The following is a 17,945-nucleotide window of genomic DNA, read 5'->3' as shown; positions in this document are numbered from 1 at the left end:
CTATTTAAATAAGGTGTTAAAATAACTTCAAATGACAAACAAACGAAGGTCATTCATAAAAAAAACAACATTAGGTGCCTCTGCAGTCGCTGTTGGAGGCGTTCTGCCCGGGTTTAGCGCCAAAAGCTATGCTAATATATTAGGATCCAATGAGCGTCTTAAAGTGGCTGTTATGGGGGTGAATAGTCGAGGGCATGCAGTGGGCTCCAACTTTGCCAAGCAGCCCAATTGTGAAGTGTTGTACTCCTGTGATGTGGATTCTAGAGCCTCCGAAAAATTTATAGGCAGTATAACCAAAATCCAAGATAGGAAACCCAAACACGTCACCGACTTTAGAAAAGCTTTAGAGGATAAGGATGTGGATATCCTGATCGTTGCGGCACCAGATCACTGGCATGCACCTGCTGCTATTATGGCCTGCAAGGCAGGGAAACACGTTTATTTGGAAAAGCCGGCGAGCCATAACCCTCAAGAAGGGGAATTGGCGGTGGCAGCGGCCAAAAAGTACAACCGAGTAGTGCAGATGGGAAATCAGCGCCGTTCATGGCCCAATGTGATTACAGCTATTGCAGAACTTAAAAACGGAATTATAGGTCGTCCTTATTTTGCCAAATCCTGGTACACCAATAATAGACCCTCAATAGGGACCGGGAAGGTATCCGAGGTTCCCTCTTGGTTGGATTATGATTTATGGCAAGGGCCGGCTCCGCGGGAAGCTTTTAGGGATAATATTGTGCATTACAATTGGCACTGGTTTTGGAACTGGGGAACAGGGGAGGCGCTGAATAATGGTACCCACTTTGTGGATTTGGCAAGATGGGGATTGGGAGTGGAATACCCCACCAAGGTGAGTTCAAACGGCGGTAGGTATAGATATGAGGATGATTGGGAGACGCCCGATACACAGGTGATAAACCTAGAGTTTCCAAACAATACTTTAATGACCTGGGAAGGGCGCAGTTGTAATGGGAGATCCGTTGAGGGAGTAGGTGTTGGAGTAGTTTTTTATGGAGAGGATGGTGCTATGGTAATAGAAGGGGGCAATTCCTATAAGGTGTACGATTTAAATAATAAGTTGATTAAGGAAGTAAGTGGTAGTCGGCAAATAGGCACGGGTAATTTATCCGATCCTTCCCAGGATCTGGACGTGCTGCATATTCAAAATTTGTTTGACGCCATCCGAAAAGGGACGCCATTAAATTCAGATATTATTGGAGGACATCAAAGTACCTTGTTAGTTCAGCTAGGGAACATCGCATTACGCGCTAATAGTACGCTGGATATTGATCCCCAAACAGGGCACATCTTGAACAATAAGGGGGCTATGAAATACTGGCGTAGAGCGTACGAACCCGGATGGGAGAAGATGTTATCTTAATGTATAGTGGAATAGGAACTGTTTTAAGACCTTGGGAAGCTACCTTGTCCTGATCCGCGGGAAGGGTTGTAAGTTGTACTTTGTGGTGCATAACTGATAAGGAGCCCTAGAGATCACGTTATATTTTTATGAAGAATAATACATACGATGCAATAGTTGTGGGATCCGGCATTACAGGAGGTTGGGCCGCAAAAGAGTTAACGGAAAAAGGTCTGGAAACCCTTGTGTTGGAGAGGGGCAAGGAAGTGAAGCATCCCCAAGATTATGCCAACACGAATAAGGCGCCATGGGACTTTAAGAACTTCGGGGCCGTGACACTTGAAGATAAGAAAGCGTACCACATTCAAAGTAAGAAGTATAATTTTAATGCGGCTAGCAAAGCTTTTTTTGTAAACGATCTAGAGCATCCCTATACCCACCCGGAGGATAAGCCTTATAGGTGGTTTAGAGGGTATCAAACAGGCGGGCGCTCCTTAATATGGGGTCGAGGGGCTTATCGATTTAGTGATCTTGATTTTGAAGCCAATCGTAAGGATGGAGTGGGAGTAGACTGGCCTATACGGTATAAGGATATAGCACCTTGGTATGATTATGTTGAACGGTTTATAGGGGTCTGCGGATCTAAGGAAAATATACATCATTTTCCAGATGGAGAATTCCTACCTCCTTTTGAGATGAACCGGGCTGAAAAGGTAATAAAACAAAGGATAGAGTCGCATTATAAGAACCGTAAACTAATACCGAATCGGGCCGCGCACCTTACAAAGGTCAAGCCTGGGCAGTTTAAGGGAAGGTCGCAATGTATGACCCGTAATTTGTGCCACACAGGGTGTCCCTATGGCGCCTATTTTAGCAGTAATAGTTCTACGCTTCCTGCAGCTCAAGATACCGGCAAATTGACGTTAAAATCCAATACTATTGTAATTTCTTTGTTATATGACAAAGGGAGTAATCGAGTTTCTGGGGTACGTGTCATGGATGCAAATACCAAGATAGAAACCGAATATTTTGCCAGGGTGGTATTCCTATGTGCATCTACCATTGCAACAACGGGACTCTTGCTAAATTCCAAGTCAGAAAGTTTTCCCAATGGCCTAGGAAATTCTAGTGGCGTTTTAGGTCATTATTTAATGGATCATCATAAGAATATTTCTGCTTCGGGAACTCTAGAAGGTCATTTGGATAGCATATATAAGGGGTATAGACCAAGCTCGGTGGCGCTTCCGAGATTTAGAAATGTAGATGGCAATAAAATGGATTTCCTAAGAGGATATGGTCTTTGGGGCTCTGCGCATAGAGAAGGGATAAATGCAGCCAAGGCTGGGGTGGGAGCAGATTTTAAAAACTCTTTGCCGTTCCCTGGGAATTGGAAAATGTCGCTTTCCGCGTATGGAGAATGTTTGCCCTATTACGAGAATAAGGTGGAATTAGATATAGAATTAAAGGATCAATGGGGGCTTCCATTGATAAGAATATCTGCCGAATTTAAAGCTAATGAGATGAAAATGCGGGAAGATATGAAGGAACAGGCGAAAGAGATATTGGAAGTAGCGGGACTTAAAGACGTAGTGGTGATTGACGGCCCAAGTATACACGGGGATTCTGTGCATGAAATGGGTACTGCTAGAATGGGACGGGATCCCAAAACATCATTCCTTAATGGATACAACCAAAGTCATGATATTCCAAACCTTTTTGTAACCGATGGGTCGTGTATGACCTCTTCTAGTTATATGAGTCCCTCACTGACCTATATGGCTTTAACGGCAAGAGCATGCGATTATGCTGTAAAGCAAATGAAAGACCATGTGTTTTAAAGGAGATGTAATGTATAGTACACATTTAAAGCTGGTTAGAGTATGGATAAGTATAATATAATTGCAGAATTATGGAAAGAAGGGAAGCGGTAATTAAAATATCATGGATTTTGAAATCTGTTTATTTAGCCCCGGCTATTTTTACAGGATTGACAAGTTGTAAAAGTGATGTTTCTAGTTCCCATCTTTATGTGTTTAGTGAAAATCAGGACAAATTGGTAAGGGCTATTGCGGATACCATTCTTCCTAGAACGGAAACTCCTAGTGCTTCTGATGTAGAGGTGAATCTGTATATGGATTTAATGCTTAAAGAAGTGTATGATGATGCCTATAAGGATAGCTTTCTAAAAGGATTGCAACAGTTTGATGAAAACTGTGTGGCCTATACCGATAATAGATTTTTTGACCTTAAGGAAGCAGAAAAACTAGATTATCTCAATAGATTGGATACAGTGGCATACGGCGAGGAAAGGGCAGGATTAGAACCCTTTTATCGCAGGTTCAAAGAACTAGTGGTTGCGATATACTTCTCCACTGAGGAAGGAGTAAAACAGAATTTAAAGTATGTCCCCATCCCTGGACCATATGAAGGGGATGTTGAAGTAACGGCAGCTACTAGAATCATGAAAGGAAATTGAGCAGCTATCTAGTAGTTATTTCAATGTTTTGAGAATGTGTATCGTATATAATATTCTAATATAGATAGTGTTAGAGCGGGTTTATTCAAGCTTTTAATCAAGTATTTTGTTGGGAAATTGCTGCTATAATTGCGGCTAAAATATTAGAATATATTAAGGGTATTTAGAATGACGGATCATCTAAAAGGAAATAGTTTGCTGACAGAATAGGTGGACTAAATTGCTTTTACGAACTAAATTAGATTTGAATGCTCAGAGGCATTCCTGCCTGTAAGGTACAGATGGTTTGTCTGAAAATTAAAGGTAGGATCCGTAGCATGCCATAAGGTCTTGACCTGATATTATTGAATATTGCTAGGACTGGATATCACAATTAAAAGTAAATTCAATGAAAAAATCATTCCACTTTCTGTTGTTGCTAGCGCTAGTTCAGTTCGCAAATGGACAATCCAAAATATATGATATTGTTATTTATGGCGGTACATCTGCCGGAGTTGCTGCTGCGATACAAAGTAGTAGGATGGGGAAATCTGTGGTGCTCATAGAACCAACAAATTGGGTTGGCGGACTAACTACTGGGGGGTTAGGAGCTACGGATATTGGGAATAAACAGGCTATAGGCGGTGTTTCTCGGGAGTTTTATGAGAACATCAAAAAATACTATGATGTCCCTGATAATTGGAATTGGGAACATAAATCCGATTATATGGTGGATAAACAATCCCGAACAGCGGAGGGAGAAGCTACGATGTGGACGTTTGAGCCTTCTGCTGCCCTTTTGGTGTATAAGGCAATGATGGATGAGGAGAACATTAAATTGGTCTATAAGGAAAGACTAAATAGGGAATCTGGGGTTAAGAAGGTCGATGGGGAAATACAATCCATTACCATGGAAAGTGGCATGTCATTTAAGGGAAAAGTCTTTATAGATGCCACATATGAGGGCGATCTTATGGCTTCGTCTGGGGTATCTTATACCTATGGTAGAGAGGCCAATGAACGGTACGGGGAGACCCTTAATGGAGTACAGGCAAATAATATAAATAGTACCTTGGGAAAAGGAATTTCTAAAAATGCGGTACACCATAATTTCCTTCCTAGGGTGGATCCCTATGTTATTCCAGGCGACCCAACATCTGGCCTATTGCCAAATATTAATGAGAAACCAGGACTGGAAGGGGAAGGGGATTATACGATTCAGGCTTACTGCTTTAGAATGTGTCTTACAGATCATCCGGAAAATCGGATTCCATTTCAGAAACCCTCCAATTATGAGGAGGTTAATTATGAACTGTTGTTCCGTAACTATGAGGTAAGGAAAGGGCCAATTAGGGAAATGTACCCCTATGGCAATTCCCTCTTGCCGTGGATAAATACTAAAATGCCGAATAGAAAAACGGATACCAACAACAAGTTTGGCTTTTCCACCGATTATATTGGCAAGAATTATGATTACCCAGAGGCATCCTATGCGGAACGTGAAAAGATTATAGAGGACCATAGGAACTATCAAATGGGATTGATGTGGACCTTGGCCAATCATCCAAGGATTCCAGCTGAGGTGCGTGAGGAAGCTTCAAAATGGGGCACTACTAAGGATGAGTTTGAAAGGGCCGATGGATGGCAACAACAGCTTTATATCCGTGAGGCCAGAAGAATGATCAGTGATTATGTAATGACCCAACATAACTGTGAGGCATTAATCGTGGCTGAAGATGCTATTGGTATGGCAGCTTATGGAATGGATTCTCACCATGTGCAGCGCTATGTAGATGCCAATGGATATGTCCAAAATGAAGGAAATGTAGAGGCACATGGTTTTAAGCCCTATCCAATCAGCTACAAATCCCTAGTCCCTAAAAAGGAAGAATGTAAAAATTTAATCGTCCCGGTTTGTGTTAGTGCATCCCACATCGCTTTTGGATCTATCCGTATGGAGCCGGTATTTATGGTCCTGGGCCAATCTGCAGCCACGTTAGCAGCACTTGCTATAGATGGTAATACAAACGTTCAAGATGTGCCTTATTTCAAAATAAAAGAGCATTTGCTTAAAGATGGCCAAAGGATAAAGTAGCAATCTAATTTCTTTTAAGGAATTTCAAAATTCAACGAGGATGATAATGAAAAGTAAATTCAAATATTTAACCGTATTTCTAGTATTGGCTGGGCTAATGATGCAAACCAGTTGTAAGATATCCCTGGTTAAAGGGAAACTCGAGGCTTCTGCAGATATCATTATTTATGGTGGCACTTCGGCGGCGATTGTTGCGGCAGTAGAAGCAAAGCGGTCCGGGAAATCGGTCATTGTGGTGTCGCCGGATATACATTTGGGCGGCTTGTCCTCAAGTGGCTTAGGCTTCACGGATACGGGGGATAAAAGCGTTATTGGTGGACTAGCCAGGGAGTTCTATCACAGGGTTTGGCAACATTACAACACGGACGAGGCCTGGGTTTGGCAAAATAAGGAGGAATATGGCAATAAGGGCCAAGGTACCCCTGCTATGGATGGTGAGAATAGGACGATGTGGATTTTTGAACCCCATGTGGCAGAACAAGTGTTTGAGGATCTAATTTCTGAAGAAAAAATTCGTGTAGATCGCAATGAATGGTTAGACAGGAAGAACGGGGTAAAGATGAAAGAGGGCAGGATCATCTCAATCACTACCTTATCAGGAAAAGCCTATTCAGGAAAAATGTTTTTGGATGCCACCTATGAAGGTGACCTTATGGCGTCGGCAGGAGTGAGCTATCATGTGGGCAGGGAAGGGAAGGATGCGTATGGCGAAGAATGGAACGGGGTGCAAACAGGGGTTTTACACCATAAACATTGGTTTCAATCGGACATCTCTCCATACATAATTGCAAAAGATCCAACTAGTGGTCTGTTACCCAGGATATCAGGAGAAGATCCTGGTGAAAAATATAGCGGAGATAATAAGATTCAAGCATATTGTTTTCGGTTGTGTATGACCGATCATAATGAAAATAGAGTTCCCTTTCCAAAGCCTGAGGGTTATGATCCATTGCATTATGAATTATTGGCGAGGTCCTTTGCAACTGGAAGAAAGGATTGGTTTGAAAAATTTGATCCTCTACCTATCCATAAGACCGATACCAATAACCACGGTCCTTTAAGCAGTGATAATATTGGTATGAATTATGACTATCCAGAGGCGACCTATGAAAGGAGAAAGGAGATTATAAAGGAACATGAAAATTATCAAAAAGGATTGCTTTGGTTCGTTGCCAATGATCCTAGGGTTCCAGAGGATATACAGAAGGAAATGCAAAGATGGGGATTGGCAATGGATGAATTTAAGGACAATGGTAACTGGCCTCATCAGATTTATGTGAGGGAAGCCAGAAGGATGCTAGGTGAATTTGTAATGACGGAAAATGAATTGCTTAAAAAAAGCCCGACACCTAAGCCAATAGGTATGGGCTCTTATAATATAGATTCCCATAACGTGCAGCGCTATGTAAAACCCGATGGCTTTGTGCAAAACGAAGGGGATATAGGGGTAAGTACCAATGGTCCTTACACCATTTCCTATAGTTCTTTGGTGCCAAAGAAGGAAGATTGTGAAAATCTATTAGTGCCCGTTTGTGTATCTTCCAGTCATATTGCTTTCGGTTCCATTAGAATGGAGCCAGTATTTTTGATTTTGGGACAATCGGCTGCTGCAGCAGCCGTGTTGGCAATTGATGAAGAAACAACGGTTCAAGAGGTGGACTATAATAAATTAAAGGAGGTCCTAGTTGCTAAAGGACAGATAGTAGAGTAGTATAAATTGTAGAGTATGATTTCATTTTTAGTTTCCATAGCATTTTTGATCATAGGTTATTTCACTTATGGAAAATTAGTTGAAAAAATATTTGGAGTGGACAAAGATCGTCCCACCCCGGCGATAAGATTACAGGATGACGTGGATTTTGTACCATTGCCAACATGGCGTATTTTTCTAATTCAATTCTTGAACATAGCAGGCCTTGGTCCTATATTCGGTGCCATTGCAGGAGCCATGTTTGGGCCCTCTGCTTTTTTATGGATTGTCTTGGGAAGTATATTTGCAGGTGCAGTACATGATTACTTTTCTGGAATGCTATCTATTAGGCATGATGGGTTGAGCATTAGCGAGATAGTGGGTATTTATCTTGGTCCAAGTATGAAACATTTGATGCGCTACTTCACCATAATACTTTTGATATTTGTGGGGACTGTTTTCTTAATGGGACCTGCTAAGATCATTGATGGGATGACGGGGAATATGTGGAACCTTTGGATATGGGTAGGTATTATTTTGGTGTATTATATACTCTCCACTTTGTTGCCCATTGATAAAGTGATAAGTAAGCTGTATCCAATTTTTGGATTGGCAATGCTTTTAATGGCTGTGGGACTCTTAATTGCGCTTCTTTTTGGAGACTATCCTATTCCGGAAATTGTTCCCGCCAATTTATATAATATGACCACTAACCCCGAAGAAACGCCCTTGTTTCCTATTCTTTTCGTGACCATAGCCTGTGGTGCCATTTCCGGTTTTCACGCCACACAGTCCCCTCTAATGGCCCGCTGCATGAAGAATGAGACCTTAGGAAGAAAGATTTTTTATGGCACCATGGTAACGGAAGGGATTGTAGCCTTGATCTGGGCAGCGGCCGCGATGACATTTTTTGGCAATGTAGAGTCCCTAAATAGTGCTATGATGGCCAATAGTAATAATGCCGCTTGGGCTGCCAATGAAATATCGCTTAATATGCTGGGTAGTGTGGGAGGGATTTTAGCTTTGTTGGGGATAGTAGCAGCGCCTATTACCTCTGGCGACACTGCTTTTAGATCGGCCCGATTGATCCTTGCGGACATTTTTAAAACTGACCAAAAGAAAATAGGGAATAGAATTTTTCTGAGTATTCCGTTGTTTGCAGTGGCCTTTGCGCTTACACAGGTGGACTTTGGCATTATATGGAGGTATTTTGCATGGAGCAACCAAACCCTGGCCACTGTGGTGCTATGGACCATAACGGCATATTTAATGTTCGAAAACAAAGCCTACTGGGTTACCCTTTTGCCAGCTATTTTTATGACAATGGTGTGCAGTACTTACATTTTAATTGCGCCTGAAGGATTCAAATTATCCAATAACTTGGCCTATTTAGGTGGGGCTGTCATCACCCTTTTTATAACGGGACTGTTTTGGATAGTTACCATAAACAAACAAAAGCTTTATAAGCCCGTGGAGGTGAATTAAATGCTTTGAGGTAGTTTAGTTGTTTATGTAATGACCCAATCTCGCTAAAGTGGTTCGGGTATTTTTTATATAAAGGAATGAAATGAGCATGACGGAAATTTGGTCTAAAATAGGAATAAAGATTTATGCACCGGACTGCCGGTAGCCAGGCCCAGCCGAAGTAGGATCGTAAAAAAAATAAAAATCTATAGATGAAAAGAAGAAATTTTTTTGGCAATTTGGTCGCAGGGAGCGGATTGGTGTTGTTAAACCCCATTTATGCTTCTCGAGAAAAGTCTAATAATGATAAGGAGGACAGTATCAAAATAAAGGGTCGGACTATTAAAGCTGACCTAGTTATCATTGGTGGGGGAACAGGTGGATGTGCCACTGCATTGGCAGCTCTCCGTAATGGCCTTACCGTAATAATGACCGAAGAAACAGATTGGATAGGCGGACAATTAACGCAGCAGGGTGTGCCACCAGATGAGCATAAGTGGATAAACGACTTTGGGGCTACCGCATTATATAGGGAATTTAGAAAAAAAGTAAGGGCATATTACCGTAATAACTATCCTTTAAAGCAGGAGTATGCGGAAAACGAAAGATTTAATCCGGGCAACGCCAGCGTTTCAGAGATTAGTCATGAACCAAAAGTGTCACTTAGGGTTTTAGAGACCATGTTAGATCCCTATCTTAGTGCGGGCAAACTGGTCCTTTTAAAGGACACAGTGGCTTTGGACGCTGCTACTTTAGGAAATAAGGTACAATCTGTACGGGTTAAAACACAACCGTCTGGGGAGATAAAGAACTTGGTTGCACCTTATTTTGCAGACGCAACGGAATTGGGGGATTTATTGCCTATGACAGGTACAGAGTACGTTTGTGGCGCAGAAGCAAAATCCGATACTGGGGAATTGCATGCCGCGGAAATTGCAGATCCCACCAATAATCAGGCTTTTACGGTCTGCTTTGCAATGGATTACAGACCTAATGAGGATTGGACGATAGACAAACCGGAAGAATATGAGTTTTGGCGTGATTATAAACCTGTTATGAAATCGCCATGGGCTGGAAAACTATTGGAGCTTAACTACTCTAATCCACGCACCTTGCTGCCCAAGGATTTGGGATTTGACCCTAGGGGAAACCATATGAAGGATGTTCTTAACCTATGGATTTATCGCAGAATTCTTGCGAAGGATAATTTTGAAGACGGATTTCTAACCGGGGATATCACCCTAGTTAATTACCCCCAGAACGATTATTTCTTAGGGAATGTGGTAGATGTAAGTGTTAAGGAAGTCAATCATCATTTTAATAGGGGCAAACAACTCAGTCTTTCCTTATTGTACTGGCTACAAACTGAAGCTCCTAGGGCGGATGGAGGGAGGGGCTGGCCTGGAATTAGATTACGCCCCGATGTAATGGGAACCAATGACGGACTTGCAAAATATCCCTATATACGGGAAGCAAGAAGGATTAAGCCCTTATTCCGTATCACTGAGCATCATGTGGGAAGAACCCAACGAGCCGCTATCCAAAGAGTACCTGAAGCTGAGGCCAGCGCAACAGATTTTAAGGATAGTGTAGGAATAGGATATTATCACATTGATTTGCACCCAAGTAGTGGAGGGGATAACTACATCGATTTTTCTTCCCTGCCATTTCAAATTCCATTGGGAGCGTTAATTCCACAGCGGATGGAAAATATCTTTCCAGCAAATAAAAATATTGGTACCACACATCTTACCAATGGATGTTATCGGCTTCACCCGGTGGAATGGAGCATAGGGGAGGCAATAGGGATGTTTGTTCCTTTTTTAATGGCATCTGGGAGAAGTCCGCAAGAACTTTATAAAGATAGTAGCGCCGTAGAGAAATTTCAAAAGCTTATTCGAAGTCAGGGTGTGGATACCCATTGGCCTTATGATAGCATGTAAACCACGTGGGATGTCCCTATCCTCAATTGAAACCTTTAAGAGTATGATTTTGAATAGTAAACGTTAGATAGCATTTTCCTACCTAACGTTCTATTACTATTAAATTAGGGACTATAGCTCTGGAGCAAGTGGAAAATCAATTTCTACCTGCGTTAAGTTATGAAGGTAGTTGGTAACGCCAATCGCTTTAATAGCTAATATAATATCCACTAAAGTACCTTTTGTATAACCTGCTTTAAAAAATGTTTTTAAAGTTTCATCGTCTACTTTTCCTTTGTTTAAATTCATTTGTTTGGTTGTCTTAACCAGTGCATCAAATTTTTTATCGGAAGAGAAAAACCCTTGTCTTAATTCTAAAATTTGCTTGTCGGTAAAACCATTGGATTTGCCAATAACCGTATGTGCAGCCTGACAATACTTACAATCGTTTAATTGACTGGTTATTATATTCACTACTTCTTTTTCTTTATTTGATAGTGAGGATTTTGCACCTTCAAAAGGCAAGTAGTTGTCTAATGCAGAATCTGAATACGCCGCAGCTGCATAAATATTGGGTACAAAACCTATTTCTTTTTTAAAATTGTCGAATATCGCTTGATTGTTTGAAGAAACTTCGTCCCTAGTTGGAACATTAAAAGTGGTCATTATAAACTAATTTTAATATTATTTATCATTATCGATAAGATCAAATATACAAATAGAATAATATTAAAGCGAATTAGCATGGGTTCCTATCTTTCTAATGACTATTAGGCTTACATTTTGACTATTAAGATGGTATGGATTTCGTCACCCTTATCACTTTTCTATAGCCGAAATATTAAAATTGGGCCTTTTTTTAATAGATATCTAGTTATATTTCCTGGACCACATCCTGTTTCTAAAAAAGTTGGATTTCTTTTGGTAATGAGTTGTGTAAAGGTAGTATTATAACCATCCAACTCTATACACTTATCCTGATAGGCTAAAAGACGAGAGGCAGCCCTTTTAACATATGACGTAAGTTCGTTCGATGGTTTTATGGAACATTTATTTTCATTAAAGTCTACTCCCATTTTTCATGATTAGCTACCAAAAACATAATGCCTCCCATAGGTTTCGGGTCATAAAAAAATCCGGCCCAATACAATGGGCCGGATTATTATACCTAATCGAGAAAATTCTATGGCTCCCAATTAAAAGTGACATAGGCATCCCTTGAATGTGAGGTTGTTTTGAAGACATAGGTCGAAAAATATCCTCTAATGGTCCTGTCACTTGTAACCATCCGTACGCCATAGGCACAGGCGATATTGGCACCGGCTGCAACCATATTGACCGTAGTGAGCACCACTCCGTTTCCGGGATCTACTGCTCCTATAGTGCCATTATTATTTAAATTTCCCCCTTGATCATATTTATGGATGGCTGGTGTAATACCAACACCGCTGGAGGCAAGATTTCCTCCAAACAGTTCAAGTGAAAATGCATTAAAATGTTTATCATGAAAATTCCCATAAACCATAACTTGGTCACTCCCTACATATTTATCGCATTTTTTAATAGCACCGCTTGCGTCCTTTACAGTTACCCCCACCTGTGGTATAGTGGAATTTATAAAAGAGTAATGGTCAACATTCTGGTTGTCCAGGAATACGGTTTTCTCACAAACCTGCCCTGGTATCGTATTCTTGAAGATGTTGGCCAATTCTAACCGTACGATATGTTTTCCGCTTCGGCTTCCGGTATGCCATTCGACCAAAGGAGTATCGCTATAATTTCCTAGTTCGGACAAGTAAATGCTTTTGCTGAACCAACCATCGGAATCCGGTGTACTAAAGCCAACGGTGAAATTATTCACTTTATACCTTCTTTTATTCATGACGGTGTTCCAGTTCGTTCCATTATCATCACTGAATCGCAAACGATAATAGTAGGCTGCAGGTACATTTACACTACCCCAAACAGCTACGATCAGACCAAATGGCCTATTGAAAATAGTGGGCGATAGCGTAGTGTCATTTATAACCTTTCTAGCATACCCTTGACTGTTAATATCCTCTACCAATATCTTGTTGATGTGCTGAATTTCGCATTTTGCACTTCCGCCGTCAATGGCTCTAATCTGGATAGTGCAATGCAGCACATTACCCCAAGCAGGTTTGTAACTTGGCCCCGTGGGAGCTACTTCCCAACTTAAAATGGCACGAACACGTACCACATTCTCTTCCTTACATCGTTTCAACTTTTTCTCCATATCCTGAATCCGTAAGTTGACAGCGTACATAAGCGGGTTTACATCCCTTGGTATGTCGTGGGCCTTAAAGTAGGTGGTACCTTCGTGTTGGTATCCCGCTCCGTCGCCCCAGTTTACATAAAATGCCACATATTCTTCACTACCTACAGAACAGAGATTTCCTTTATACCCATTTTGCTTCTTTATGGCTATGGTGGCCTCGAGTAGGTCGCGTTCAGGATATAATCCCACACAGGTGAGCTCTTCATATGTGGTATTGTAATTAAACGGATTTACAGGAATAAGCCATTTAGGATTTACCAACATCGGCTTAAATTTCTCTAAAATCTCTTGAGGTAAACTATTTATTGCCTCAATGGCCTCATGAAGGTTGTCCTTATCTGCAAGTCCGCCATAATAATTAGGGTTCTTCAGGATATTATCCTTAAACCCCACACGGTCTTTTTCAAGGCCGTCCATATTATAATCTAAGGAGCCTTGCAAGGATTCAATGAGTTCTTTTTTTGAAAACTGAAGATCACTATAGGATTTTTGCAAGCTAATTTCGGTCAAATCGGATGTTATGAGCTCCCATGATTTTTTTAAGGGTTCAATTTGAATCCACTCCTCAACGGCGTTACCCCAAGTTGGATTATAATTAGGACCAGTAGGGGGCGTGTTCCAACTGAGTATTGCCCGCAGTCTCACAAGATAAGGTTTCTGACAGTTTCGTTTTTTAAAATCTACTACTTGCTTTACTGCATAACAAAGTGGCCGTTTACGGGCTGCAGCCATATTGTGAGTGTTTACGGCTACTGCCGGACCTACAGCTTGGAAACCAGCACCATAGTCAATATAGAAGGCAACGTATTCCTTGCTTCCGTCGGTACAGAGATTTCCGCCGAAGCCATAAGGTAGTTTAACGTTAAATATTGCCTCAACCTCATCCTTCTCTGGGAATATACCTATACATTTTAATTCCTCATAATTGGTGTTCCCCTTTTGAGGATAAACGGCAGGTCCAATATCCGGAGAATCCATCTTCTCATAGGCCCCAAAGTAGTTTGGATTAATAGCCACCAAGGATTTAAATTGATGCCTTGTGTAATGGAAAGTTGCCGTTTTTGTCGCCGCTTCAGGTATTTTAAAATCTAACTCTTCCAAAGATCCGCTCTGATTTACAAAACTCTCTTCTTGAATGGAAATTACCGCTCCCTTTCTATTTAAGATCTGTAAGTAATAGGCGGAATCGGTGTCTTCTTGTTCATCGGACTCAAAGATGATTTTAAATCTGCCATTATTGTCCGTAGTGGCCGGTTTAAAACGCGCTACCTTTCGTAGATCCTTATCTATCACTTCTATGGTCAACCCTCCTAGTGGATGACCGGATTTTTCATCAGATACACTACCTAGTAGCGTCTGTTTTCTTGATTTTGCCATAACATTTTATTTTAGAAAACTATTCATTATTCGATCATAAGGTTTCTCCCTAGATCTAGATCGTTGAGGGAAAATCTTGGTACATATATGCCTTAGGTTGATTTTAATGGATTCGAAACCAATAAATAAGGGAGATGCGACTATAAAAGTTCACGGAATTGATATAATGTATGTAAAGGTAGGGGGATAGTACAATGGTATACACCCAATTTAGACCGTTTAATCCTTACCATCGAGAATCTTGGCAGTTGACGCTTCTATATCAAATAATATAGCTTGAGTTACGGTAGTTAATAAATACAACATTAAAAGTAGTTCTATTCTACCTAATCTTAAAGGGGTTTTGTATAGTTGGTCAGTAATTTTGTATAGCTGACGACATGGAAAAAGTAAGGGCATATAAATGCACAAAACATAATTTTGGTCTAATTTAATGCGGTTGGAATAAGGATAGGCAGAGGGAAGTCTGATATTTTTGCAACTAGCGGATGCATTGTAAAATTAAAGCTATTGGCATTATAAATTGGCCACTCTATGGTATACCTGCACATCATAAAAATAAGTATTTAAGGTTGTGTTATTGGTAATACGCTCGTCAACCCCTTAATAATTATGATTATATACGCATAATTGTAAAACACACGTAGATTCTTACGATTTATACATTACTTCTATATAATATCTAAACAAACTGTAATTTTATACTGTAAGTTAACTCAAGTTCTTGGTGTTATAACAATTATTCTACTTACAAAGTTTGGCAATTTTTATTTACACTTTCTGCCTTACCAAATAATCTCCCTTCAGCGTTAATCAGGCTATAAAATAATTAACAATTACAATTATATTAACTAAAGGATAAGATTATGGGAAATGAAAAAAACAAAGTACGGGTAAATCTAGTACGAGATGAGATTTTAACCACAAATGCGTCAATAGAGTTCATTGTGCCATCAAATGCAGATATGGATGTGGTTATAAGAAGTATAGGTGTGCAAGGTATTGACGGAAAAGTGACTCCTACGAGAAAAAGGGATGGTTATAGATGGACTTCAGAAAAAGGATTATCACCGGGGCAACATAAATTGGTGATTGAGCCAATATCGAATTCAAAATCACAAAAATTAAGTGATGCTATGGAGATTCCATTCACAGTTATTGCCACTAAAGCGGAGATCGATAACCGCTTGATCATTGGTAGTTTTGTAAGGATAAAGCTAGTGGAAAACGGTGTTGAACGATTAAGTAATTACAAATTTAAAGACACAAATTATTTGGAATTTTTTAAAGCTACCGATCGTAAAAGCGGTAAGCCAGTTTCATTGGAATTTGACCATAATGGAAAAGCGGTTGATGGAGAAAAGATTCTTGAGGATCATCGAAAAAAACTGAATTCAAAATTCGGGAAACTACATCCAACACTTTACTCCTTAATCCATTCTAAAAATCCACCTAAAACTATCCTCGTAGATATTTGGTACGAGTTTGAGGAATCTGAAGCTTTGCCTACTGATCGGAACCAAGATGAATGCCACCAAGAATCATTTGAGAAACGGGCAAAAGAAGAACAAAGAGAAATGCATAAGCGTTCGCTAGAGTTTAGTAAATCACTGAAAGTCAATATTAAAGTTGTAAAGGTTGACGAATTGGCACCTTTGATAACGGCAGAGGTTGAAACTTCTGTTCTTAGGGAGCTAACTTCCAATAAGTTGGTTGCGGGTATATTACTTCACGAAACTGAAGGTATTGAAGACCTTGAAAATTCTATTGCCATAGCCGGTTCTAACGTGGTTCATTTCAATGGTGAAGTCGGTAGTGGTGTAAAAGTAGCCGTCTGGGAAAATGGGCCTACCAGCAATTCTAATCTTGTTATAGCAGGGAAATTTAAAAATAATCCGTCTACATCCGATCATTCTCAAAATGTACACGCCATAATTCGAAACAACGAATCCAATACTCCTAATGGGCATGCTCCGGGATGTAGCTTATTTTCCGCCAATGATTATGATAGGGATGCGCTTACTTGGGCGGTTAATGATAAAAATTGTACTGTAATCAATCAAAGTTTTCATAGGTCCAGTGAACCGGGATCCAGTACATTATCTAGTGATGATATTTACGGAGATTACCTTGCAACGAAGTATCCATATCCACTAATTGTTCACGCAGCTGGTAATTTCTGGAATGGAGATTCAGATAATATTAATCCACCTAGTAGTGAATACGTGAATCATAAAGGGTATAATACGCTATCCGTAGGAAATCATAATGACGATGCTTCTGCAATGTCGGGCAGCTCCGTATTTAGAAATCCAAGTTCTTCTCATGGAGACCGCGAGCTACCTGAAATTTGCGCAAATGGCGTTGGGGTAACTGCTGATGGAATTATAAAAAGTGGAACCAGTATGGCCTCTCCAGCAGTGGTTGGAGTTTCAGCGCTTTTACAGGGAAGAAATACAATGCTGAAACACTGGCCAGAAGGGTGTAGGGCAATACTCCTTGCCAGTGCAACCAAAAATATCACCGGTAATACCTGGTGGCAAGATGTTAGTAATGGTATTGATGCTTTGGATGGTGCTGGTGCGGTAAATGCTGCTGAAGGTAGTACTATAGCTTTAAATAAAAAATCGGTGAATTCAGCTCCAAGTTCAAGGGGATGGGATGTTGGTCTGCTTACCTCATCAAATTTTGGTAACGATAAACTGTCCACTTTCGACTATAAGATATCTGTACCTAATTACCGTTATGGTCCTAGAAAGGTAAAGGTGGCATTGGCGTGGACATCAAAAGCCACCAAGTCGTCGTTTTTGTTTATTAGCTGGTATATGTCTAAACTAAAAGTAGACTTAGATCTAAAGATATATGATGAAAATGGAACACAGGTTGCTTACAGTGGTTCTTGGGATAATAGTTATGAGATTGCAGAATTTACAGGTCTACCGGGAAAAACATATACTATAAAAATCCGCAGGTGGTCCGGCACCGATTCAACTTGGTTTGGTATTGCTTGGACGGTGACGGGGGGATTTTCCTTTGTAATAAGACCAGAACTGTGGGATAGGGTAGGCTTATAATTGATTTGTAAGTTTTTAAGAAATAGTATGCATTAAAAATGGCCGTCCACCTATGCTGGACAGCCATTTTTATTCTTATTTAAAAGTTAAGTAGTATCTTTAATTTAACAGTGCTCTATTTTTCAACTGTTGTTAAGCTATCGTCAGCGTGACGGTCAATCGATTTAGTGTTAGGGCAATTCCTGCTTTACCATTAACATTTCTAGAATAAT

The 17,945-nt window shown here is 40.4% G+C and carries 11 protein-coding genes; 8 read left to right on the top strand and 3 right to left on the bottom strand.

Annotated features, from left to right (window positions below):
• Nucleotides 1-31 precede the first annotated feature (31 nt).
• The 7 genes from G466_RS0110915 to G466_RS0110885 all read left to right on the top strand — a co-directional run bounded on the left by G466_RS0110915 (nt 32) and on the right by G466_RS0110885 (nt 11,004).
• Nucleotides 32-1,378 carry a Gfo/Idh/MocA family protein gene (locus G466_RS0110915; RefSeq protein WP_026813700.1) on the top strand — a complete coding sequence of 449 codons (1,347 nt, stop codon included), beginning with the start codon at nt 32-34 and terminating at the stop codon, nt 1,376-1,378.
• A 128-nt stretch (nt 1,379-1,506) separates the two neighbouring features.
• A complete protein-coding gene (locus G466_RS21810; RefSeq protein ID WP_034235332.1) occupies nt 1,507-3,195 on the top strand; it encodes a GMC oxidoreductase in 1,689 nt (562 codons plus the stop codon).
• A 71-nt stretch (nt 3,196-3,266) separates the two neighbouring features.
• A complete protein-coding gene (locus tag G466_RS0110905) occupies nt 3,267-3,833 on the top strand; it encodes a gluconate 2-dehydrogenase subunit 3 family protein (RefSeq protein ID WP_026813699.1) in 567 nt (188 codons plus the stop codon).
• Nucleotides 3,834-4,221: 388 nt separating this feature from the next.
• Entirely contained in the window at nt 4,222-5,907 is a 1,686-nt protein-coding gene (locus G466_RS0110900) for an FAD-dependent oxidoreductase (protein ID WP_026813698.1), read from the top strand.
• 46 nt (nt 5,908-5,953) lie between these two features.
• Nucleotides 5,954-7,618, top strand: a complete 1,665-nt coding sequence (locus tag G466_RS0110895) for an FAD-dependent oxidoreductase (RefSeq protein ID WP_026813697.1) — start codon at nt 5,954-5,956, stop codon at nt 7,616-7,618.
• A gap of 15 nt (nt 7,619-7,633) precedes the next feature.
• Nucleotides 7,634-9,082, top strand: a complete 1,449-nt coding sequence (locus G466_RS0110890) for a carbon starvation CstA family protein (RefSeq protein ID WP_026813696.1) — start codon at nt 7,634-7,636, stop codon at nt 9,080-9,082.
• 191 nt (nt 9,083-9,273) lie between these two features.
• Nucleotides 9,274-11,004, top strand: a complete 1,731-nt coding sequence (locus G466_RS0110885; protein WP_026813695.1) for an FAD-dependent oxidoreductase — start codon at nt 9,274-9,276, stop codon at nt 11,002-11,004.
• A 111-nt stretch (nt 11,005-11,115) separates the two neighbouring features.
• On the opposite strand, the gene G466_RS0110880 is transcribed toward G466_RS0110885, so the two are convergent.
• From G466_RS0110880 to G466_RS0110870, 3 genes are all read right to left on the bottom strand, one after another.
• Nucleotides 11,116-11,649, bottom strand: a complete 534-nt coding sequence (locus G466_RS0110880; RefSeq protein ID WP_026813694.1) for a carboxymuconolactone decarboxylase family protein — start codon at nt 11,647-11,649, stop codon at nt 11,116-11,118.
• 161 nt (nt 11,650-11,810) lie between these two features.
• The gene (locus G466_RS24235) at nt 11,811-12,059 is read right to left on the bottom strand and encodes a hypothetical protein (RefSeq protein ID WP_026813693.1); all 249 of its coding nucleotides are present in this window, start codon (nt 12,057-12,059) and stop codon (nt 11,811-11,813) included.
• A 107-nt stretch (nt 12,060-12,166) separates the two neighbouring features.
• On the bottom strand, nt 12,167-14,659 hold the full coding sequence (locus G466_RS0110870; RefSeq protein WP_026813692.1) for a hypothetical protein: 2,493 nt from the start codon (nt 14,657-14,659) through the stop codon (nt 12,167-12,169).
• A gap of 866 nt (nt 14,660-15,525) precedes the next feature.
• Between G466_RS0110870 and G466_RS0110860 the strand changes: the two genes are divergently transcribed.
• Nucleotides 15,526-17,733, top strand: a complete 2,208-nt coding sequence (locus tag G466_RS0110860) for a S8 family serine peptidase (RefSeq protein WP_026813690.1) — start codon at nt 15,526-15,528, stop codon at nt 17,731-17,733.
• Nucleotides 17,734-17,945 lie beyond the last annotated feature (212 nt).

It is taken from the genome of Arenibacter certesii DSM 19833 (assembly GCF_000429545.1).
GTDB lineage: Bacteria > Bacteroidota > Bacteroidia > Flavobacteriales > Flavobacteriaceae > Arenibacter > Arenibacter certesii.
Note: the sequence above shows the minus strand (reverse complement) of the source record. Positions and strands in the feature narration are given on the sequence as shown.